The organism is Mesorhizobium sp. M7A.F.Ca.MR.148.00.0.0 (assembly GCF_003997735.1).
In the GTDB taxonomy this organism is placed as follows: Bacteria; Pseudomonadota; Alphaproteobacteria; order Rhizobiales; family Rhizobiaceae; genus Mesorhizobium.
In genome coordinates, this window is the sequence record NZ_RZTB01000002.1 from 131,457 (window position 1) to 150,964 (window position 19,508).

Here is a 19,508-nt window from a genome sequence, read left to right on the forward strand (position 1 = left end):
GGATGCCGATGGAATCGGTGCCGCGCGTCGTGACCTTGGCGTTTGCGATGTTGTAGGTGACCTCGTCTCCGTTGCCGGCCGCGCTGCCGCTGCCGCCCACCGAAACAGACACGATGCCGCCAAGCGCAAAGGCGCCACCGCCATTGCCGCCGCCGCCACCCACAGACTGTGCGAGGATGCCGATGGCCGAACGACCGTTGGTGTCGACCGTCGGACCGGTCGCGGCCTGGTTGACGTTGACGGCTCCGGCATTGCCGCCGGTTCCGCCGCCGCCGCCGATCGCGACAGCGACTGCCGGGGCGACCGACAGGGCAAAGCCGCCATTGCCGCCACCACCACCGACCGACTGAGCCAGAACGCCATGCGCGCCGTCGCCGCTGCCGTCAGCGCCAGTTGTTATCGTGCCGCCGACATTGGCGATGACAGTCCCGCCCTTGCCGCCGCCGCCGGCTGTGCCGCCGATCGACACGATGCCGGCTGCGCCGCCGCCATCGCCGCCGCCGCCACCGATCGATTCGACCAGCATGCCAATAGCACCCCGGCCATCGGTGGTGATGTTGCCGGTGTTGGTACCGGTTGCATTGGCGCCATCATTGCCCGCGCCGCCGGTGCCACCGCCGCCGAACAGGCCGAAGGCGTCGCCGCCGCCACCACCGCCGCCGCCGACCGACTGTACGGCCATGCCGCTGGCGAAATCACCATGCGTTATGATGCTGCCCGAATTGCTGCCCGTGGCATTTCCGCCCAAAGTGGCGCCGCCGCCATTGCCGCCGCCGCTGACGACCCCGACGCCATCGGCGCCATTGCCACCCACACCACCTGCCGACCGCACCAGCATGCCATAAGAGGCCAATCCCGATGTTTCCACCTTGCCGGCGTTGCTTGCCGATGCGGTGCCACCGGAAGCGCCATCACCGCCGTCACCAGCATCGACGCCGAGACTGACGATGTTGTCACCGCCCTGGCCGCCATTGCCGCCGCTGGCGTTGGAAAAGATGCCGTAGGAGAAGTCGCCCGTCGTCGTGATGTCGCTGGTGCCAGACGCAACGGCGTTGGCGCTGCCGCCGGTATTGCCGCTTCCGGCGTCGCCGCCGAGGTTCGCGATCGCCTGAAGGGCGCCGCCGCCACTGCCGCCATTGCCACCGACCGCAGAAGCTTCGAAGCCATGATGTCCCGTGCCGATGGTCGAAATCACAGCGTTGTTGAGAATGTCGACGGATCACCCACGCCGCCATTGCCGCCCTCACCACCATTGGTTCAATGGGCGTTCCAGCCAGGCCGTCGCCGTCGTCGCCGCCGTCGCCGCCATTGGCAGTGCCGACAAATCCAGATGCGTTGACGTTTATCTGCGGAGCGTTGTTTACGGCTCCAGGGGTCGCATTTGTAATCGATCCGCCGGGATCGCCATTATCGCCATCTGCGTCAAAGCCACCAGGTCCCCTGTCCGGAGCATCCGGGCCGTTCTCGTCTATGACGAACTGAGCATGCGCCGCCGGTATCGGCGGAAAACCCACCAGCGCGGTGGCGCCGAGGAGGACCATCAACCGTCCGGCAATCACACCTGGCCGGCGACGGCGACCCGAGCCAGACGCTTCTTGCGCACGTGCCACCGGTCCAAGTTTGAACAAAGTCCACGCTTGCGCCGCACGAAGCGAACAAGGCGAACTGCCGGGCAGCGCTTGGCGGGCAAGCCCAGCTTGCTGGGATACCTCTGCCACATGGGCATTGGCAGCGTCGATACCGGAACCCGGAACCGCGAATGCGCGTTGATGGCAAAGCCACCACGCTTTGAAAACAAAGCCATGCACTTACCCCCCGTTTTACGGGGGCGCGCCTCAATGCCTGCTTAAGGCGACGCCACCGCTATGCTCATGCAATTGCAATAAGGATGCCGGCACTGCGCAATAAGGTTTAATGCATTAAAACAGAGCATCCGCATTCCCACTTGCGGAGCTCTGACTCAGTTAGAAAATACATCAACTTATGCCGGATGAAACCGAAAATTTACGTGCGGACACTGACTAAAGCCGCTGACGTTTCATAGTCGTCATATGACGACTATCTGCGGTTCACTGCTGGAATCGCAGAACAAAGCGATCGGACTGCCCGATTTCGTGATGCTCGACCCGCTGGCCATGGCATCGCCGCGCAAACGTCCTATATCAGTGGGCAGAGTTTTTTGCGCGGGAATGAGCGAATGTCGGCACTTCGGCCATCAACGATCTTCACAGTGGCAATGCTGGCCACGGCAGTGCTGGCGGGCGTTTGCCTGCCGGCTTCCGCACAGGCGCTCAATTCCGCTACCGGCAACAATGCGCTGATCCGGCAGAATGACCTGCAAATCCTGCAAAACAGGATACAACGGCAGCAATATCAGCAGCAACAGCAGCAGTACCGCGCCCAGGACCGCCAGATCGTTCAGCAGCCGCCCCCGGTCGTGCAGCAGCTCAAGCCAAGCTGCCAGACCCAGATAATCGGCACCACCGCCGTGAGCAATTGCCGCTGACATCAAGGCCTTTTTCGTTTATTTAGCCGACTTAGGTATTTCGAGTGTCTTTCGGCACATGCGAAGTTTTGGTTTTGCAACGATGCCTCGTCGCGCTATGCGGCATTGCATCGACTGGATTGACGAATGGCAGCCACCAAGAAAAAGGCCGTACGCAAGGCAAAGAAGGGCGAGAGGATCCGCCAGGTGGCGGCTATTCCCTTTCGGCTGACCGCGCGCGGCGACATCGAGGTCATGCTGGTCACGTCGCGTACCACCAGGCGCTTCATCGTCCCCAAGGGCTGGCCGATGAAGGGCAAGAGCGGACGCAAGGCGGCCACCATCGAGGCACAGGAGGAAGCCGGCGTGCTCGGCAAGACGCTGAAGCAGCCGGCGGGCACCTATTCCTACTGGAAGCGGCTGGCCAATCGCTTTGTCCGCGTCGACGTCATCGTCTATCTGCTCGAGGTGAGCGAGGAACTGGCCGACTGGCAGGAAGCCAAACGACGCCAGCGGGCCTGGCTGGCGCCAGCCGACGCAGCCATGCTCATCGACGAGCCGGATCTTTCAACGTTGGTGAAGACGCTGAAGCTTCCTCAGCCTATGCAGGTGGACCAGGCGTAAAGCCTCACTCGCCAGGCTCATCGCTTTCGGGAAACGGCCGCACCGGCGTGCCGGTATAGGTCCACAGCCATTCGCGCGGCAGCGGCCCTTTGTTTCGCTCGGCCTGCTGCGACTGCTCCCAGGCATGCGCAAGGATGCCGACCGAGCGCGACAGCACGAAAAGCCCTCGCGTCAGCGCTGGCGGAAAACCGAGTTCGCCATAGATGACGGCGGTAGCGCCATCGATGTTGAGCGGTATTTTTTTCCTCTTGCGTCGCGCGACGTCCGCCTCGATCGCTTCTGCAATATCGACGAAACGTCCGTTGACGGCACCGCGTGCGGCAAATTCGCGGGTCAGTTCCAGCAAACGCGGCGCGCGCGGGTCGACGGGATGGAAGCGATGTCCGAGCCCCGGCACATAGCCCTTCTCCTCGGCGAAGAACCGGTCGAGCCGCGCCGAGACCGCTTCATTCAGCGTCATCCCGGCATCGATCGCCACGGCAATGTCACCATAGAAGGAAAGCGCCTGCTCGCCGGCGCCACCGTGCACGTCGCCGAGAACGTTGATGGCCGAGGCCATGGCGCTGTTGATATCGACGCCACAGGTTGCGGCCATGCGCGCGATGGCGATCGATGGCGCTTGCGGTCCGTGGTCGACGGCGGCTCCCAAGGCAATGCCGAGCAACTCTGCCTGGTCCTCGCCGGGCAGTTCGCCGCGCAGCATCAGCCAGATGACAGCCGGGAAGCTGACGCGGCCGATCAGATCCTGGATCTCGTAGCCGCGCAGCCGGATGACACCAGGCCGCATCTCGATGATGTCGGTCTGCCACCATTCCTCGCCGCGCTCACGGCCCGTCTTCTCCGTGTCGCTCATGCGCGTGCCTTTGCCTTGGCGCGGGGTGGCAGGTCGGCGAACACCTCGCCCATATGTTCGCCGAGCGCCGGCGGCGGCTTTGTCGGCAACGGCGCCTCGCCATCGACCATGAAGCCGCCGCGCAGAACGGTCAGCGGCTTGTCCATGCCGGCCACATCGTCGAAATTCGCGGTCACCCGGCGTTCGAGTACTTGCGGCTCGGCCAGCACTTGCGGGATCGTCAGCACCCTGCCGGCAGGCACGCCGGCACGATTGAGCATCTCTTCCCAGGCAGCCGCCGAGGCGCCCGCCAGGGCGTCCTCGATTTCGACTTTAAGCGCCGCACGGTTGCGCTTGCGCGTCTCGCGCTCGGCAAAGCGGACATCGGAGGCCAGTTCCGGCCGGCCGATCAGCCGGCACAGCGCCACGAACTGCTCCTGCTTGTTGGCGGCGATGTTGACGAGCCCGTCGCCGGTGCGAAACGTACCGGAGGGTGCCGCCGTCATGTTCTCATTGCCCATCGGCTTGGGGTCGATGCCTGCGGTCAGATAGTTGGAAACCGGCCAGCCAAGCGCGGAAAGTGTGCATTCGAGCATCGAGACGTCGAGAAAGGCACCCTCGCCGCTCGTCTTCTGCCGCACCAGCGCCGAGGTAATGGCGAACGCGCCGACCAGTCCGCCAAGCGTGTCGGCCACCGGATAGCCGACCCGCAGCGGCGCCGTTTCCGGTGTTCCGGTGATGCTCATGATCCCCGACAGGCCCTGGATGATCTGGTCATAGGCGGGATTGTCGCGCATCGGCCCGGTCTGGCCGAAACCCGATATCGCACAATAGACGAGGCCTGGACGGACCGTCTTCAGCGCCTCGTAACCAAGCCCCAGCCGATCCATCACGCCCGGGCGGAAATTCTCCACCAGGGCGTCGGCGCTGGCCACCAGATCGAAAAAGCGCTCGCGATCGGCTTGCTGCTTGAGGTCGAGCACCACCGACCGTTTGCCGGCGTTCTGCGCCAGGAACGATGCGCCCATGCCGGCGCTGTTCAGCTTTGGCGAGCCGCCGAGCTGGCGGGCCAGGTCGCCGCCTTGCGGCGCCTCGACCTTGATCACATCGGCGCCGAGCAGCGCCAGCTGATAGGCGCAGTAGGGACCGGCCAGGACGTTGGTCAGGTCGAGGACGCGGATACCGGAAAGCAATTCTGTCATGGCATCATGGATCGATCAGGCATCGCCGGGCACATGCTCCGGTCCGCGCCGACGCCGATGCTCGATGAAGGCCCAGATATGCGGGCCGGCAAGGCCGATGAAGGCGAGCGTCAGCAGCGTCAGCGACAGCTTGTGGGTGTAAAACACCGACCAGTCGCCATTCGAGATGGTCATCGCCCGGCGGAACTGGGTTTCGGCGAGCGGTCCAAGGATCATGCCGATAATGACGGGCGCGGTCGGGAAATCGAAGCGCCGCATCAGGAAGCCGGCGGCCCCCAGGAGATAGAGGATGACGAGGTCGATGGGCGATTGCGAGATGCCATAGGTGCCGACCGTGGCGAACACCAGGATGCCGGCATAAAGCTGCGGCGCCGGGATTTTCAGCAACCGCACCCAGAGCCCGATCAGCGGCAGGTTGAGGATGACCAGGATGACGTTGGCGATGAACAGGCTGGCGATCAGCCCCCAGACGAGATCGCCCTGGGTCGTGAGAAGCAGCGGCCCGGGATTGATGCCGTAGCTTTGGAAGGCCGACAGCATGATCGCCGCGGTCGCGGAGGTCGGCAGGCCAAGCGTCAGCATAGGCACCAGCACGCCGGCTGCGGAGGCATTGTTGGCAGCCTCGGGGCCGGCAACGCCTTCGATGGCGCCGACGGTGCCGAACTCCTCCTTGTGCTTCGACAGCTTCTTTTCGATGGCATAGGACAGGAAGGTCGGGATTTCGGCGCCGCCGGCCGGCATGGCGCCGATCGGGAAGCCGATCGCAGCGCCGCGCAGCCAGGGTTTCCACGAACGCCCCCACTCGGCCGCCGTCATGTAGAGCGAGCCCTTCAGCGGCACGATCTCGTCCTTGCCGGCATAGCGGCGCGAGGCCATGTAGAGCGTCTCGCCGACGGCAAACAGGCCAACCGCGGCAATGATGACATCGACGCCATCAAGCAGTTCGTTCGTGCCGAAGGTGAAGCGCGGCTGGCCGGTCTGCAGGTCGACGCCGATCATGCCGATGACGAAGCCAGCGAACAGGCTGGTCAGGCCGCGTACGGAAGACGAGCCGAGCACCGCCGAAACGGTGATGAAGGCCAGCACCATCAAAGAGAAATATTCGGCCGGACCAAAGGCCAATGCGAATTTGACCACCACCGGCGCCAGGAAAGCGACGCCCATCGTGCCGATCGTGCCGGCGACGAACGAGCCTATCGCGGAGGTGGCGAGTGCCGCGCCGCCGCGCCCGGAGCGCGCCATCCTGTTGCCTTCCAACGCAGTGACGATGGTGGCGCTTTCGCCGGGCGTGTTGAGCAGGATCGACGTCGTCGAACCACCATACATGGCGCCGTAGTAGATGCCGGCGAACAGGATGAAGGATGCTTCCGGCGCCACCTGATAGGTGATCGGCAAAAGCAGCGCGATGGTCAGCGCCGGTCCAAGACCGGGCAGCACGCCGATGGCGGTACCGAGTGTGGTGCCAAGCAGGCACCACAGAAGGTTGACCGGGGTGAAGGCAACCGAGAAGCCATGTGCGAGATGTCCGAGCGTTTCCATGGCGTCAGCCCCTCAACATGGTGATGAACGCATCGATGACCGTGTTCAACTGGTTCTCGATGAAACCGGCACCGATGTTGACGCCAAGCGCCCTGGCGAAGCCGAAATAGGCGGCCAGCGCCAGGATCAGGCCGAGCACTGCGTCACGCAGCGTGCGCTTGCTGCCGAAGCCGTAGCAGACCAGAACGAACATGATGACGGATGCCGCCGTGAAGCCGAGCGGCCGGATGAGCAGCAGATTGGCGATCAGGCCGATGACGACGAAGCCCATCGCCTTCCAGTCGGTCGGCGTCTCCTTTTCCTCCTCCGGCTGCCAGCCGCCGCGAAGCGCGGCAAGGATGAGCAACAGCGAAAGAACCACCAGGCCGAACATGGTGAGGTAGGGAAAGACGGTCGGGCCGACCTTGGAGTAGAGCGGCGACACCGGGATTGCCAGCGTCTGCCAGGCGACGGCGCCGGCGCAGGCCAGGAGCCCGATGCCTATCAACAATTCCGGCACGGCAAGGCGCCACGGCGCCGCCTGCTGGTCGCTGGTGCTCATCGGTATCCTCCCATGGCCGGCATCCTCCAGCCGGCCGCATCCGCAGTTTCGCCGCATCATATGTCCATGCGGCAGGCGAGATGGGAAGGGGGCGGCACTCTAACCGCCCCCTGAAGACATCAGGCGAGGCCGAGATCCTTGAGGATCGCGGTGATGCGGGCCGTGTCCTCGGTGAGGAATTTTGCGTAGTCGTCGCCAGTCAAAAGGATGGGCGTCCAGTTGCGGTTTTTGCATTCGGTTGCCCATGCATCGCTCTTGGCCATGGTCTCGATCATTGTGACCATCGCCGCCTTGTCGGCGTCGGAAATGCCCGGCGGTGCGAAGACGCCGCGCCAGTTGAACAGCTCGACATCGATGCCGGTCTCCTTCAGCGTCGGCGCATCGATGCCGTCCTGGCGCTTGTCAGCCGAGATGGCGAGCAGCCGCAGCGCGCCCGCCTTGACCTGCTCGGAGAACTCGCCAAAGCCGGAGATGCCGGCCGCGACCTGGTTGCCGAGCAGCGCCGACAACGCCTCACCGCCGCCGGCGAACGGCACGTAGGACAGATTTGTCGCCGGCACACCGACCGTCTTGGCAATCAAGCCGAACAAGATGTGATCCGAACCGCCGGCGGAGCCGCCGGCGACGGGAACCTTTGTCGGATCGGCCTTGAGCGCGGCGACGAAATCAGCGGCCGTCTTGAACGGTGACTCCGCCGGCACGACCAGGGCCTCGAACTCGCCGGTGAGGCGGGCGATCGGGGTGACTTGCGTCAGATTGTTCGCGGCCTTGTTGGCAATGATGGCGCCAACCATGACCATGCCGGCAACCATCAGGGAATTGCCTTTGCCGTTCCACTGGCTGATGAATTGCGGCAGCCCGACAGTGCCGCCGGCGCCGCCGACATTGGTGATCTGCGAACCCGAGATCAGCTTTTCACTGCGCAGCACCTGGTCGATCGTGCGCGCCGTCTGGTCCCAGCCGCCACCCGGTGCGGCAGGCACGAAGAGCTGTATCTGGGGCGCGCCTTCGGCGTAAGCGGGAGAAAGATGCGACGTCATCAGCCCGGCACCCACGGCTGCGGTGCTCATCAAAAATCTGCGTCTGTTCAGCATGGGGATTCCTCCAAATCACGACACCTCCTCCGGTGCCCGCCAAAACGCGCCTGCATCCAGACCCGTCATCGATTTCAAGCAGATGTTACGGAGTTCTGTCAACGGAAACGATATTCTACTGGACAGAACGATTTGGCGGCGCGACAGAGTCGCGTCGCTCGGCTTTCTTCAAACTGGAACCACCATGGACTCGCCAAGCAAATCGGCAGATGGGGAAATAGATCGCACCTCGGCGGACGGTGTTGCCGCGCTTGATCGAGCCATTGCCATCCTCGATACCTTCACCACGGATGACCGGTCGCTCAGCCTGGCCGAAATCGCGGCGCGCACCGGCCTCTACAAGAGCACCATCCTGCGGCTTGCGAATTCCCTCATGCGCGGACGATTGCTCGAGCGCCTCGACAATGGGCGCTACCGCGTCGGACCCGCGACCTTTCGGCTCGGTGCGCTCTACCAGCGTTCGGTCGTGGCGGTCGATATCCTGCTGCCGATCATGCGCGATCTTTCCGAGCGAAGCTGGGAGAGCGTTGCCTTCTATGTTCGCTCGGGCGACGTCCGCACCTGTCTCTACCGCGTCGAATCCAAGCACCCGATCCGCTACACGATACGCGAAGGCGACGTATTGCCTTTGCTGCTCGGCTCCGGCGGCCGCGTGCTTGCAGCGTTTTCGGGCCAGCAGGGCGAACCGTACGAGACCATCCGCAAGACCTGCAACTGCCTCGCCGTAGGCGACCGGGACCCTGAGACGGGGGGCGTGTCGGCGCCGGTGTTCGGCCCGGGAGGCGTCCTGCTCGGCGCCTTGACCCTGGCTGGACCCAGCACGCGCGTCGACGCGGCATTTCTGCAGCGCATGAAGCGTCCGCTGCTCGAGGCGGCGGCCCGCGCCACCCGCGCCTTCGGCGAGGACGCCTCCATGCTCGAGCGGGCAAGCCTGGCAGCGGACGCCATGCCGTAGAACACGTCCTCGTTGGAAGCCCCGCTCAAGTCAATTTGACCAGGCCACAGCGGTTCTTGGCGCGGCCCGCCTCGTCATCATTGCTGGCGACAGCCTCCATCATGCCGGCGCCGACAGCGGCTGGCCGCGCCGCTCGGGTCACCGCGCCAGCAGGATGGTCGGAGTGTCGTGATAGGTGGTCTTCACCACTTCCCGGTAACCGCACTTCGCAGCCACCCTCAGCGACGCGCCGTTTTCCGGATCGATGATACAGACGGTCTTCTCGCGCCCGAAAATCTCTTCGCTCCACGCCAGGATGCGGCCAACCACCTCGGTGGCGAAGCCCGCCCCGTGCACGGCCGGAACCAGCGCCCACCCGGCCTCGGGAATGCCTTCGATCGATGGTTCCATGTCGCGCTTCAGGTCGTGAAACCCGGCCTCGCCGATGAAGCGTCCGGTCGCCTTCTCCTCGATCGCCCAGAAGCCATAGCCGAGCAGCGACCATAAGCCGGCGTGACGCAGGAAGCGCATCCAGCTTTCTTCGCGCGTGCGCGGTTTGCCGCCGATGAAGCGGGTGACGACGGGATCGGTCCACATCGCGGCATAGGTGTCGAAATCATCCAGCCGGTGTGCCCGCAGGATGGTGCGCTTCGTTTCGATGACAGGGGCGCTGGTCGCTTGTGGATTGTTCATGGGATCTGCCTTGTACGGATCGCCAGCGCTTAGCAAATCGCCGGTGCGGCGCAAGGGGCCAGCGCAACACGGCCCATCATCCAGGCGCCGCTATGGGAATTTTGCGAGACGGTGTTATTTTTTCACGGCAGGCCGATTCAACGCCTGCCAGCGCGACCTTTCAGGCGCGCATTGCTGCCGTCAAACCCAGGGGAAGAGCATGGACACCACCGATCTTGTGCTTGCGATCTTCCATCATCTGCTGGTGTTTTCGCTGGCGGGAATCATCGGCGCCGAATTCGTCCTGATCCGCGGCGATCTGGGCACTGCGACGCTCAAGAGGCTCGCCGGCATTGACCGCCATTACGGCATCATTGCCACGCTGATCATCGTCGTCGGCATCGGCCGCGTCTTCTATGGCCTCAAGGGCTGGGAATTCTACGTCCACAATTGGGTGTTCTGGGCCAAGATAGCGGCGTTCGTCGTGGTCGGCCTGCTGTCGATCATCCCGACCGTCCGCTTCATATCTTGGAGCAGGCAGGCGAGCGGCAATGCCTCGTTCCAGGTGCCGGCGGCCGAGCTTGCGTCCGTGAAGACTTACATCCGCGCCGAAGCTTTCATCTTCCTGCTCATCCCGGTCTTCGCCGCCGCGATGGCGCGTGGCTACGGCTATTAGGATGGCGCCCATCAGCAGTTTGCCGTTTGAGTCCGGTTGCAATCTGTTAATTTGCGCTAGTTGTTGCTCCATCTGCAGGGTGTTGAGAGGACCCCGCGCAGCGGTTGGAGATTTACGCATTGGGAGGAGATCACGATGAGAAGATTTGTCGCCACTCTGGCTGCTGCTGCGGCCGTCGCGCTTTATGGGTTCACTGCCGGCGCGCAGACCTATCCTGAACGCACCATCACCGTTGTGGTGCCGTTTGCAGCCGGCGGCCCGACCGACACGGTCACGCGCCTCGTCGCCGAAGCGATGTCGAAGGATCTCGGCCAGCAGGTCATCGTCGAAAATGTCGGCGGCGCCGGCGGCACGCTGGGTGCCGGCCGCGTCGCCAACGCCGAGCCGGACGGTTATACGCTGCTGCTCCATCATATAGGCATGGCGACAAGTGCGACGCTGTACAGAAAGCTCGCCTACGACACGCTGAACGCCTTCGAATATGTCGGCCTCGTCACCGAAGTGCCGATGACCATCGTCGGCCGCAAGGACCTGGAGCCCACCGACCTCAAGGGGTTGGTGGAGTACGCCAAGGCCAACAAGGATTCCATTACCGTCGCAAATGCCGGCATCGGTGCGGCCTCGCATCTGTGCGGCATGCTGTTCATGAGCGCCATCAAGACGCCGCTGGTCACCGTGCCCTACAAGGGCACCGGCCCGGCCATGACCGATCTTCTCGGCGGCCAGGTCGACATCATGTGCGACCAGACGACCAACACCACCAAGCAGATCCAGGGGGGCACCATCAAGGCCTATGCCGTCACCTCGCCGGAACGCCTCGATGTGCTGAAGGATGTGCCGACGACGGTGGAAGGCGGTCTCCCCGATGTGCAGGTCGGCATCTGGCATGGTCTCTATGCACCCAAGGGCACGCCGGCCGAGATCACCGAACGCCTGTCGAAATCGCTGCAGGTCGCGCTGAAGGACGAGAACGTCGCCGCCCGCTTCGCCGAACTGGGCACCAAGCCGTCGCTCGAGGCCGATGCCACGCCCGCCGCACTGAAGGCCAAGCTGGAAAGCGAGATCGCGCGCTGGAAGCCGATCATCGAAGCCGCCGGCCAGTACGCCGACTGAGATTTGAATAGGGGCGCCACCAGCGCCCCTATTCCGCTCGGCATCGCTACCCACTGCGGGCTTGGAGAACCACCATGAAACCTTTCGCGATCGACAGGGCCAACGGCCTGTGCGCCGCCCTGTTCATCGGTTTCGGCGCATGGTTCGCGCTGCAATCGCTCGGTCTCGAAATCGGCACCGCCTTGCGCATGGGGCCAGGCTATTTTCCGCTGGTCCTGGCGATCGTGCTGATCCTGCTTGGCGCGGTCATTCTCGTCCAGGCCGTACGCGTCGAGGGCGAAGCGATCGGACACATTGCGTGGCGCGGCATGCTGCTCATCCTGCCTGCTCCGATCTTCTTCGGCCTGACAGTGCGCGGCCTCGGATTCATCCCGTCGATCTTCCTGACGGCGCTGATCGCGTCGTTTGCCAGCCGCCGCATGAAGCCATTGACCGCGCTCTTGCTGTCGGCCGGCCTGACGTTGTTTGCCTTCCTCGTCTTCAGCTACGCGCTCGGCCTGCCGTTCCGCCGCTTCGGCCCGTGGCTGGCCCCAGGGTTGGCATCGTGAGGCGATGAGCATGGATCTCCTCGACAACCTCGCGCTCGGCTTTTCGACGGCGACGTCGTTGACCAACCTCGGTTTCTGCCTGATCGGCGTCCTTCTCGGCACGCTGATCGGCGTCCTGCCCGGCATCGGCGCCACCGCGACCATCGCCATGCTTCTGCCCATCACCTTCCAGATCGGCGACCCGGTCTCCTCCCTCATCATGCTCGCCGGCATCTATTACGGTGCGCAATATGGCGGCTCGACCACCGCCATTCTCATCAACATGCCCGGCGAATCCTCGTCCGCCGTCACCGCGATCGACGGCTACCAGATGGCCAGGAACGGCCGCGCCGGAGCGGCACTCGCGATCGCGGCCATCGGCTCGTTCTTTGCCGGCACGGTGGCGACGTTCCTCGTCGCCATCTTTGCCCCGCCGCTGACGGCGATCGCGCTGAAATTCGGCGCGGCCGAGTATTTTTCGCTGATGATCGTCGGCTTGGTTTCGTCCGTCGCACTCGCCCACGGCTCTATCGTCAAGGCGCTGGCCATGGTCGTGCTCGGCCTGCTGCTCGGCATTGTCGGCACAGACATCTACACCGGCACGCCGCGCTTCACGCTTGGAATCCGGGAATATGCCGACGGGTTGAATTTCGTTGCGGTGGCGGTCGGCGTCTTTGGCGTCGCCGAGATCCTGCGCAACCTCGAAAACGAGGATGAGCGCTCCGTGATGATCCGCAAGATCACCGGCCTTATGCCGACCCGCGAGGACTTTCGGCGCATGGCAGCGCCCATCGTGCGCGGAACGATCATCGGTTCGGCGCTCGGCATCCTGCCGGGAGGCGGCGCGATCCTGGCAGCTTTTGCGTCCTACACGGTCGAAAAACGCGTCTCGAAAAACCCGCAGGAGTTCGGCAAGGGCGCCATCGAAGGCGTCGCCGGACCGGAATCGGCCAACAATGCCGGTGCGCAGACCTCCTTTATCCCGATGCTGACGCTCGGCATTCCAGCCAACCCGGTCATGGCGCTGATGATCGGCGCCATGATCATCCAGGGCATCGTGCCCGGCCCCAATGTCGCGACCGAACAGCCGGCGCTGTTCTGGGGCATCATCGCCTCGATGTGGATCGGCAATCTGATGCTGATCGTCCTCAACCTGCCACTGATCGGGCTTTGGGTGAAGCTGCTGACGATCCCCTATTACGTGCTTTTCCCGATCATCATGGCGTTCTGCTCGATCGGCGTCTACAGCGTCAACAGCAACGTCTACGACCTCTACGCCGTCGCCTTCTTCGGCTTCCTCGGCTATCTCCTGACCAAGCTGCGCTGCGAACCGGCGCCGCTGCTGCTCGGCTTCGTGCTCGGCCCGCTGCTCGAGGAAAACCTGCGCCGCGCCATGATCCTCTCGCGCGGCGACCCGAGCACCTTCTTGACCAGACCGATCAGCGCCGGCCTGCTGCTCATCGCGCTCGCCGTGCTCGTCATCGTCTTCCTGCCGGCGGTCAAGAAAAAGCGCGAAGAGGTGTTTGTGGAGGAGAGTTGAATTACCCCGTCGTTCCGCTTCGGTCCTGAATCTCTTCGACAGGGTCGAGCGGTGCGATCGGCACCAGCGGTGCCGGCACATCGGTCGTCTTGACCTCGGCCTTGCAGATGTCGGCGATGACGCAGGCCGGGCAATCCGGCTTGCGCGCCTTGCAGACGTAGCGGCCATGCAGGATCAGCCAGTGATGTGCATGGCGCATATATTCGTCCGGAATGATCTTCAACAATCCTTGCTCGACCTGTTCCGGCGTCTTGCCGGGCGCCAATCCGAGCCGGTTGCCGATACGAAGAATGTGCGTGTCGACCGCCATCGTGTGCTGGCCGAAGGCCATATTGAGCACGACATTGGCGGTCTTGCGTCCGACCCCGGGCAGCTTGACCAATTCATCGCGACTGTCGGGTACCTCGCCGCCATGGTCGCGGATCAGCGCCTCCGACAGCGCAATCACATTCTTCGCCTTGTTGCGCCACAGCCCGATGGTGCGGATATATTCGCCGACCCTTGCCTCCCCCAGCGCCAGCATCTTGTGCGGCGTATCGGCGGCCTTGAACAGCGCCCGCGTCGCCTTGTTGACGCCGGCATCCGTCGCTTGCGCCGACAGCACCACCGCGACCAGCAGCGTGAAGGCGTTGACATGTTCGAGCTCGCCCTTCGGCTCGGGCCGCTGGACGGAAAAGCGCCGGAATATCTCGTGCACTTCGGCCGGGCTGTAGCGCGAAGTGGGGCGCACAGGCCGCGGACGGGGCTTGGCGTTCGACCCGCCGTGTCGTGCGGGCAACAGCTCTTTTTTGGACAGGGAAGAATCTTTGGACTTGGGGCTTGCCATTTCCCTCCTATAATATCCCCTCATGAGCGACACAAACGCCTCGTTCCAGGCCGACGAGCCATTCTTTCAGGCGCTACTCACCCCGCACCGGTCTCTGGGCCGGACAGGCTTCTTCATCCTGATGGGCGCGCTGCTGTTCGGCTGGCTGGTGACAGGCGCGGTTTTCCTGTCGCGCGGCGCCTGGCCGGTGTTCGGCTTCTTCGGCCTCGACGTGGTCGCCGTCTACATCGCCTTTCGCATCAACTATCGTGCCGCTCGCGCACGCGAGGAAGTCTCGGTCTCGCGCACCAGCCTCGACATCCGCAAGACCGCCCCCTCGGGGAAATCGGAAGCGCATCGCTTCAATCCGTTCTGGGCGCGGTTTTCGGTGGCCCGTCACGCCGAGATCGGCATCACAGGGATGACGGTGGAAGGCCAAGGGCAGAACGTGCCGATCGGATCGTTCCTGGACCCCGATTCCCGCGAGAGCTTTGCCACCGCCTTTTCGCGAGCGCTGGCGACCGCCAAGGCACGCTGAGCCAGCCATGAGCGGCGCCTGGGCTCGAATCCCGTGCCTATCTGGGTATGCGCCGCAGGAAGGCAAGTTTCGGGTGGCGATCGACGCCCCGAGGGGCGATATTCCGGCTCAAGGAGACAGTTCCATGAGCACACACACCGCGGTCCTCAAAAAGGACATCACGCCTGAAGGCAGCGACTACGAAATCGTGCGCCGTGCCATCGAGAAGATCAGTCTCGACTATCGCGATCAGCCTTCCCTTGAAGAGCTGGCCGAGGAGGTCGGCGAGACGCCGACCGGCCTGCAAAAACTCTTCACCCGCTGGGCCGGCCTGTCGCCCAAGGCCTTCCTGCAGGCGGTGACGCTGGACCATGCGCGCAGGCTGCTCGATTCCGGCATGCCGCTGCTCGAGACCTCGTTCGAACTGGGCATGTCCGGCCCGGGCCGGCTGCATGACCTGTTCGTCACCCATGAGGCGATGTCGCCGGGCGACTACAAGACACGCGGCGCCGGGCTCACCATCCGCTACGGCTTCCATTCCTCGCCGTTCGGCACCGCCCTGATCATGGCCACCGAGCGCGGGCTTGCAGGCCTGGCCTTCAGCGACCCCGGCGAGGAACGCGCCGCCTTCGCCGACATGTCCAGCCGCTGGCCGAACGCCGTCTATGTCGAGGACATGACTGCTACCGGTCCCTGTGCCGCCCGTATCTTCGACCCGACGCTGTGGCGCCCCGACCAGCCGCTGCATGTCGTCATGATCGGCACCGACTTCCAGGTTCGCGTCTGGGAGGCGCTGCTCAAGATCCCGATGGGTAAGGCCCGCACCTATTCCTCGATCGCGGCCAGCATCGGCGCACCGTCCGCCAGCCGTGCTGTCGGTGCGGCCAACGGGGCCAATCCGCTCTCTTTCGTGGTGCCTTGTCACCGCGCCATCGGTAAATCAGGCGATCTCACCGGCTATCACTGGGGCCTGACCCGCAAGCGCGCCATTCTGGGCTGGGAAGCCGGGCAGGTATCGTAATATCGATTTTCCTCGATATTGCGAAGGAAAACATGGATATATCGGCCTTATTAAGTATAAGCGCGATTTAGACTGTGGTTTCTGCCGTTGCAACCGAGGGCAACCTGCGGTACCTGTAGTTGTTATTTTACGCCGTTATTTTAGGTAACTCTAAATTAACCACGATAAAGTGATGATGCCCTCATATTAATCCGGACGATCCGGCTTGATAGGAGGTCCCGATGACATTGTTTCGCGCCGCCTGCGGCGCAGCTCTGCTGGTTGCCAGCCTCGACGAGGCCGCGTTGGCCGCGACGCAGAATGTCATCTTCAATGGCACGATCGCGCCCACCTGCACGCTTGTCGTTGCCACCAACGGCACGATGACGGCCAGCCCCGATCTCCAGTCCCTCAGTTCCCACAACAGCGGCGGCTCGGCTGGGACCGTGACGCTGACGACGACCGGAGGTGTGTCGCTCAGCGTCGACCCCGTCACCACCATGACGGTGCCATCGGCAGACAGCACGTCGACGACCTGGACGCCGACCTACTCCGCCACCGGCGCGCATGCCATCGTCGAGACCGGCTCGGCAACCAGCATCACCACACCCGGCGCCGATCTCGTCTCGGTTCACCTCGCCGGAACCAAAGGCGGCAGCAATCGCTTCGCCAACGGCAATTATCAGGCAACGGTAACGCTGCGCTGCGAATGACGCGCAGCGAAGGAGGGGGCGTTGAAACATGTTCGAATCCTGGCGACGGCACTGGCCATCGGATTGGCGCCCATCGCCGCCAAGGCACAATCGATGTCGCCGATGCGTGGCGAGATCAACAGCTTTACCGACGTCTTCGCGGTCCGCATCTTCCCTGCCAATCCCTACGACCGGAAGATCCGGGTCGAAATCCACGTCTACGATCAGGATTTTCAGCCGGTAGATGCCAGAATCTCTCCAGATGTCTTCCAACTGGCTTCCCAGGCTTCCCGTTCTGTCCTTGTGGTCGTGCCCTTTGACGGCGCGGCCGAGCGTAAAGTGCGTATCTGTACCGAAAGCATCCCGTTCCCCAATCAACAGACGCAGATAAGGGCACAGATATGCGGAAAGTTCTTTGGGCGCCGCAAGTCCTGACACTGGCGCTCGCGGTTAATTGGGCGTGCTCGCCGGCCGGGGCCGAGGACGTCTACAACCTCAACCAGAATGAGAGCGGCTTCAACCTGCCCGGTGTCACCTTGCCCCAGGGCCAGGACGAGGTCCGTGCCGCGGACGGCACCACATGCCGTTCCGCCGTCTCCGGCTCCGGGGCCTATGTCGATCTCGGTCTTATCAGAGGCAACAGCCAGTCCGACAACAGCGTCGCCACCTATGGCCGGGTGGTGATCCCGATCGGGCGTACGCCGAAGCGCGTCGATTGCAGCCGCCTCTATGAGCTTGAGGTCGAGCGCCTGCATCTGGAGCTGAAACTTCTCAAAATGGGCCTCGGCGCCGACGGCCAGACGGCCAGCATCGCCGCCACCGCTCCCGCGACTGCATCGCCCGGATGGGCCAACGAAGGCTGGAGCATCAGGACCGGAAAAGGCGATGGCAAGAAAAAGAAGAAGCAGTAGCCGCGCGCTGCTTGCGATGGCGGCACTTGCCGGTTCCTGCCTTCCGGCGCAGGCGGCGATCATCGGCACCTGCACCATCATGGTCGGGGCGTCCGGAACGATGAAGGCCAATCCCGCCATCAGCATACTGGGCTCCAAACAGGCAGGCGGATCGAGCGCCAGCGCCACCGTGGTGGCGAGTTCCCTGTTGTGCTCGATACTTAACCTGCTTGACTGCTATTCGGTTTCGGCGCCGGCGCCTGCCGCATTCTCGTCCGCGCCGAGCGGCGGCGGCACCAACGTGACCTTCGCTTCAGTCTTCCGCCTCGATGGCTCGGGGATCGATGTCAACGGAAGTGTGCCGCAGAGGGTTGCCAACGGCACCCACGCGATGCAGATCGACCTCACCGCCACCAAGTCGAGCGGTATCTTTCCCGCCGGCAATTATCAGGGCACGGTCACCGTGCGCTGCGAATAAGGCCACGAAACCTCAAATCGGACTGGACCATGCGCATGGTCTGGCAAGCCGCGGCCTTACAGGTTAGCTTTCACGCAATCGGAACGATCTGCGTTCGCCCGGACGCACGAAGACGCTCCGATATTTTGAGTTTGCGTTGCCAGGAGGCCCTGCTTGATTATCGTCATCGGCTCGATCAACCTCGACCTTATCGCCAAGGTCGACCGCTTGCCGAGCCCCGGCGAGACGGTGGGCGGCTCGGCCTTCACCACCGCGCCCGGGGGCAAGGGCGCCAACCAGGCACTGGCCGCCGCACGCGCCGGCACCTCGGTGCGCATGGTTGGCGCCGTCGGCAGGGACAGCTTCGCCGCCGAGGCACTGGCCTTGCTGCGCGACGGCAAGGTCGACCTGTCCGGCGTTGCCGAGACTCATGCCTCGACCGGCACGGCACTGATCATGGTCGCCGACGACGGCGAGAACATCATCGCCGTGGTGCCGGGCGCCAACGCTTCCGTGGTGCCAGGCGATCTCTCCAAGGCCTTTCTGAAAAAAGGCGACGTCGTGCTGCTGCAAAATGAGATTCCGCTGGCCACCGTCGATGCCGCCCTCGACCAGGCAAGGGCGGCCGGCGCCATCACCGTGCTCAACACGGCGCCTTTCCAGGGGCAGGCAGCCGGCTTTCTCGGCAAGGCGGACTATGTCGTCGCCAACGAAACCGAGTTCGACCTCTATGGCGAAGCGCTGTCGTTGCAAGGCCGCGACCGGGCGGCCCGCATGCGCGACTTTGCCGGAAAGACCGGCCGCACCATCGTCGTCACGCTCGGCGGCGACGGTGTGATGGCGGCGACACCGGCCGAGTTCCTGGCCGTTGCTGCGCGCAAGATCACCCCGGTCGACACGGTAGGCGCCGGCGATACGTTCTGCGGCTATTTCGCCGCCAGCCTGTCGTCGGGCCTCACGCTCGAACAGGCGCTGGCGCGCGCTGGCGCGGCCGGTTCGCTGGCCTGCCTGAAGCCTGGCGCCCAACCGGCGATCCCGCTCGCCGAAGACGTCGATCAGGCGCTGCAGGAAACCCGTTAAAATGCTGCGTCCGCAAACGAAACATGCCGTGCCGCCGGCAAGCGACATCTGCCGCCTGTCCGCGGTCGAACTCGCCGGCGCGATCCGGGAGAGAGAGCTTTCCGTGCGTGAGGTGGTGGCGGCATTCCTCGATCGCATCGAGGCGGTCAATCCGCAGGTCAACGCCATCGTCTCCTTGCGCGATCGCGCCGATATCCTGCGCGAAGCCGATGCGGCCGATGCCAGCCTGTCGCGAGCCGAAGCTGCGGGTCCGCTCTTCGGCCTGCCCATCGCCATCAAGGATCTCGC

At 64.0% G+C, this 19,508-nt stretch carries 22 protein-coding genes and 1 pseudogene; 15 read left to right on the forward strand and 8 right to left on the reverse strand.

Going from position 1 to position 19,508, the window contains the following annotated elements:
- Positions 1-1,195, reverse strand: a pseudogene (locus EOB49_RS36855) (autotransporter outer membrane beta-barrel domain-containing protein); the annotation flags it as partial.
- Positions 1,196-2,197: 1,002 nt separating this feature from the next.
- Between EOB49_RS36855 and EOB49_RS01550 the strand changes: the two are divergent.
- Both EOB49_RS01550 and EOB49_RS01555 read left to right on the forward strand, forming a co-directional pair.
- Positions 2,198-2,506, forward strand: coding sequence for a hypothetical protein (locus tag EOB49_RS01550; protein WP_127270866.1), 309 nt, complete (start codon positions 2,198-2,200; stop codon positions 2,504-2,506).
- Between the two features lie 126 nt (positions 2,507-2,632).
- Positions 2,633-3,109, forward strand: coding sequence for an NUDIX hydrolase (locus EOB49_RS01555; protein WP_127320498.1), 477 nt, complete (start codon positions 2,633-2,635; stop codon positions 3,107-3,109).
- A gap of 4 nt (positions 3,110-3,113) precedes the next feature.
- On the opposite strand, the gene EOB49_RS01560 is transcribed toward EOB49_RS01555, so the two are convergent.
- From EOB49_RS01560 to EOB49_RS01580, 5 genes are all read right to left on the reverse strand, one after another.
- Positions 3,114-3,962, reverse strand: coding sequence for a citryl-CoA lyase (locus EOB49_RS01560; protein ID WP_127379942.1), 849 nt, complete (start codon positions 3,960-3,962; stop codon positions 3,114-3,116).
- Complete coding sequence (locus EOB49_RS01565; protein ID WP_127379943.1) at positions 3,959-5,143, reverse strand: CoA transferase; 1,185 nt, start codon at positions 5,141-5,143, stop codon at positions 3,959-3,961. The genes EOB49_RS01560 and EOB49_RS01565 overlap by 4 nt, the downstream gene beginning before the upstream one ends.
- 15 nt (positions 5,144-5,158) lie before the next feature.
- Entirely contained in the window at positions 5,159-6,682 is a 1,524-nt protein-coding gene (locus EOB49_RS01570; RefSeq protein ID WP_023812558.1) for a tripartite tricarboxylate transporter permease, read from the reverse strand.
- Between the two features lie 4 nt (positions 6,683-6,686).
- Entirely contained in the window at positions 6,687-7,223 is a 537-nt protein-coding gene (locus EOB49_RS01575; protein WP_027037688.1) for a tripartite tricarboxylate transporter TctB family protein, read from the reverse strand.
- Between the two features lie 119 nt (positions 7,224-7,342).
- On the reverse strand, positions 7,343-8,317 hold the full coding sequence (locus EOB49_RS01580; protein WP_127379944.1) for a tripartite tricarboxylate transporter substrate-binding protein: 975 nt from the start codon (positions 8,315-8,317) through the stop codon (positions 7,343-7,345).
- A gap of 184 nt (positions 8,318-8,501) precedes the next feature.
- Here EOB49_RS01580 and EOB49_RS01585 point away from each other — a divergent pair, with 184 nt between their 5' ends.
- A complete protein-coding gene (locus EOB49_RS01585) occupies positions 8,502-9,272 on the forward strand; it encodes an IclR family transcriptional regulator (protein WP_127379945.1) in 771 nt (256 codons plus the stop codon).
- Between the two features lie 138 nt (positions 9,273-9,410).
- Here the strand turns inward: EOB49_RS01585 and EOB49_RS01590 are convergent, their stop codons facing one another.
- Positions 9,411-9,944, reverse strand: coding sequence for a GNAT family N-acetyltransferase (locus tag EOB49_RS01590; RefSeq protein ID WP_127379946.1), 534 nt, complete (start codon positions 9,942-9,944; stop codon positions 9,411-9,413).
- A gap of 199 nt (positions 9,945-10,143) precedes the next feature.
- Between EOB49_RS01590 and EOB49_RS01595 the strand changes: the two genes are divergently transcribed.
- The 4 genes from EOB49_RS01595 to EOB49_RS01610 all read left to right on the forward strand — a co-directional run bounded on the left by EOB49_RS01595 (position 10,144) and on the right by EOB49_RS01610 (position 13,779).
- Positions 10,144-10,599 carry a DUF2214 family protein gene (locus tag EOB49_RS01595; RefSeq protein ID WP_127328326.1) on the forward strand — a complete coding sequence of 152 codons (456 nt, stop codon included), beginning with the start codon at positions 10,144-10,146 and terminating at the stop codon, positions 10,597-10,599.
- A gap of 135 nt (positions 10,600-10,734) precedes the next feature.
- Positions 10,735-11,712, forward strand: a complete 978-nt coding sequence (locus EOB49_RS01600) for a tripartite tricarboxylate transporter substrate-binding protein (protein WP_127320505.1) — start codon at positions 10,735-10,737, stop codon at positions 11,710-11,712.
- 74 nt (positions 11,713-11,786) lie between these two features.
- A complete protein-coding gene (locus EOB49_RS01605) occupies positions 11,787-12,260 on the forward strand; it encodes a tripartite tricarboxylate transporter TctB family protein (protein WP_127379947.1) in 474 nt (157 codons plus the stop codon).
- 10 nt (positions 12,261-12,270) lie between these two features.
- Positions 12,271-13,779: a tripartite tricarboxylate transporter permease gene (locus tag EOB49_RS01610; RefSeq protein ID WP_127379948.1), complete on the forward strand. Its 1,509-nt coding sequence runs from the start codon at positions 12,271-12,273 to the stop codon at positions 13,777-13,779.
- A 1-nt stretch (position 13,780) separates the two neighbouring features.
- Here EOB49_RS01610 and nth read toward each other — a convergent pair whose 3' ends face one another.
- Positions 13,781-14,605 carry an endonuclease III gene (gene nth / locus EOB49_RS01615; RefSeq protein WP_127328320.1) on the reverse strand — a complete coding sequence of 275 codons (825 nt, stop codon included), beginning with the start codon at positions 14,603-14,605 and terminating at the stop codon, positions 13,781-13,783.
- Positions 14,606-14,627: 22 nt separating this feature from the next.
- On the opposite strand from nth, the gene EOB49_RS01620 reads away from it, so the two are divergent.
- The 8 genes from EOB49_RS01620 to EOB49_RS37265 form a co-directional block, all read left to right on the forward strand.
- Positions 14,628-15,122 (forward strand): DUF2244 domain-containing protein, encoded by a 495-nt coding sequence (locus tag EOB49_RS01620; protein ID WP_127328318.1) that lies wholly within the window; start codon positions 14,628-14,630, stop codon positions 15,120-15,122.
- A gap of 124 nt (positions 15,123-15,246) precedes the next feature.
- The gene (locus EOB49_RS01625) at positions 15,247-16,122 is read left to right on the forward strand and encodes a bifunctional helix-turn-helix domain-containing protein/methylated-DNA--[protein]-cysteine S-methyltransferase (RefSeq protein ID WP_127379949.1); all 876 of its coding nucleotides are present in this window, start codon (positions 15,247-15,249) and stop codon (positions 16,120-16,122) included.
- A 221-nt stretch (positions 16,123-16,343) separates the two neighbouring features.
- On the forward strand, positions 16,344-16,814 hold the full coding sequence (locus tag EOB49_RS01630) for a hypothetical protein (protein WP_127328316.1): 471 nt from the start codon (positions 16,344-16,346) through the stop codon (positions 16,812-16,814).
- A 21-nt stretch (positions 16,815-16,835) separates the two neighbouring features.
- Positions 16,836-17,228 (forward strand): hypothetical protein, encoded by a 393-nt coding sequence (locus EOB49_RS01635; protein ID WP_127379950.1) that lies wholly within the window; start codon positions 16,836-16,838, stop codon positions 17,226-17,228.
- Entirely contained in the window at positions 17,195-17,704 is a 510-nt protein-coding gene (locus EOB49_RS01640) for a hypothetical protein (RefSeq protein ID WP_127379951.1), read from the forward strand. Before EOB49_RS01635 ends, EOB49_RS01640 begins: the two co-directional genes overlap by 34 nt.
- Positions 17,679-18,161, forward strand: coding sequence for a hypothetical protein (locus EOB49_RS01645; protein WP_127379952.1), 483 nt, complete (start codon positions 17,679-17,681; stop codon positions 18,159-18,161). The genes EOB49_RS01640 and EOB49_RS01645 overlap by 26 nt, the downstream gene beginning before the upstream one ends.
- A 153-nt stretch (positions 18,162-18,314) precedes the next feature.
- The gene (locus EOB49_RS01650) at positions 18,315-19,220 is read left to right on the forward strand and encodes a ribokinase (protein WP_127379953.1); all 906 of its coding nucleotides are present in this window, start codon (positions 18,315-18,317) and stop codon (positions 19,218-19,220) included.
- A 1-nt stretch (position 19,221) separates the two neighbouring features.
- The coding region (locus EOB49_RS37265) for an amidase family protein (RefSeq protein ID WP_245472398.1) at positions 19,222-19,508 on the forward strand (287 nt) is incomplete at its 3' end.

Excerpts from the sequence above, each read along its gene's own strand:
- EOB49_RS01605 (WP_127379947.1), top strand. The coding sequence starts at position 11,787 with ATGAAACCTTTCGCGATCGACAGGGCCAACGGCCTGTGCGCCGCCCTG.
- EOB49_RS01555 (WP_127320498.1), top strand. The coding sequence starts at position 2,633 with ATGGCAGCCACCAAGAAAAAGGCCGTACGCAAGGCAAAGAAGGGCGAG.
- EOB49_RS01575 (WP_027037688.1), bottom strand. The coding sequence starts at position 7,223 with ATGAGCACCAGCGACCAGCAGGCGGCGCCGTGGCGCCTTGCCGTGCCG.
- EOB49_RS01560 (WP_127379942.1), bottom strand. The coding sequence starts at position 3,962 with ATGAGCGACACGGAGAAGACGGGCCGTGAGCGCGGCGAGGAATGGTGG.
- EOB49_RS01645 (WP_127379952.1), top strand. The coding sequence starts at position 17,679 with ATGGCAAGAAAAAGAAGAAGCAGTAGCCGCGCGCTGCTTGCGATGGCG.
- EOB49_RS01580 (WP_127379944.1), bottom strand. The coding sequence starts at position 8,317 with ATGCTGAACAGACGCAGATTTTTGATGAGCACCGCAGCCGTGGGTGCC.
- EOB49_RS01550 (WP_127270866.1), top strand. The coding sequence starts at position 2,198 with ATGTCGGCACTTCGGCCATCAACGATCTTCACAGTGGCAATGCTGGCC.
- EOB49_RS01570 (WP_023812558.1), bottom strand. The coding sequence starts at position 6,682 with ATGGAAACGCTCGGACATCTCGCACATGGCTTCTCGGTTGCCTTCACC.
- EOB49_RS01620 (WP_127328318.1), top strand. The coding sequence starts at position 14,628 with ATGAGCGACACAAACGCCTCGTTCCAGGCCGACGAGCCATTCTTTCAG.
- EOB49_RS01595 (WP_127328326.1), top strand. The coding sequence starts at position 10,144 with ATGGACACCACCGATCTTGTGCTTGCGATCTTCCATCATCTGCTGGTG.
- EOB49_RS01585 (WP_127379945.1), top strand. The coding sequence starts at position 8,502 with ATGGACTCGCCAAGCAAATCGGCAGATGGGGAAATAGATCGCACCTCG.
- EOB49_RS01565 (WP_127379943.1), bottom strand. The coding sequence starts at position 5,143 with ATGACAGAATTGCTTTCCGGTATCCGCGTCCTCGACCTGACCAACGTC.
- EOB49_RS01600 (WP_127320505.1), top strand. The coding sequence starts at position 10,735 with ATGAGAAGATTTGTCGCCACTCTGGCTGCTGCTGCGGCCGTCGCGCTT.
- EOB49_RS01625 (WP_127379949.1), top strand. The coding sequence starts at position 15,247 with ATGAGCACACACACCGCGGTCCTCAAAAAGGACATCACGCCTGAAGGC.
- EOB49_RS01640 (WP_127379951.1), top strand. The coding sequence starts at position 17,195 with ATGCGGAAAGTTCTTTGGGCGCCGCAAGTCCTGACACTGGCGCTCGCG.
- EOB49_RS01610 (WP_127379948.1), top strand. The coding sequence starts at position 12,271 with ATGGATCTCCTCGACAACCTCGCGCTCGGCTTTTCGACGGCGACGTCG.
- EOB49_RS01590 (WP_127379946.1), bottom strand. The coding sequence starts at position 9,944 with ATGAACAATCCACAAGCGACCAGCGCCCCTGTCATCGAAACGAAGCGC.
- nth (WP_127328320.1), bottom strand. The coding sequence starts at position 14,605 with ATGGCAAGCCCCAAGTCCAAAGATTCTTCCCTGTCCAAAAAAGAGCTG.
- EOB49_RS01630 (WP_127328316.1), top strand. The coding sequence starts at position 16,344 with ATGACATTGTTTCGCGCCGCCTGCGGCGCAGCTCTGCTGGTTGCCAGC.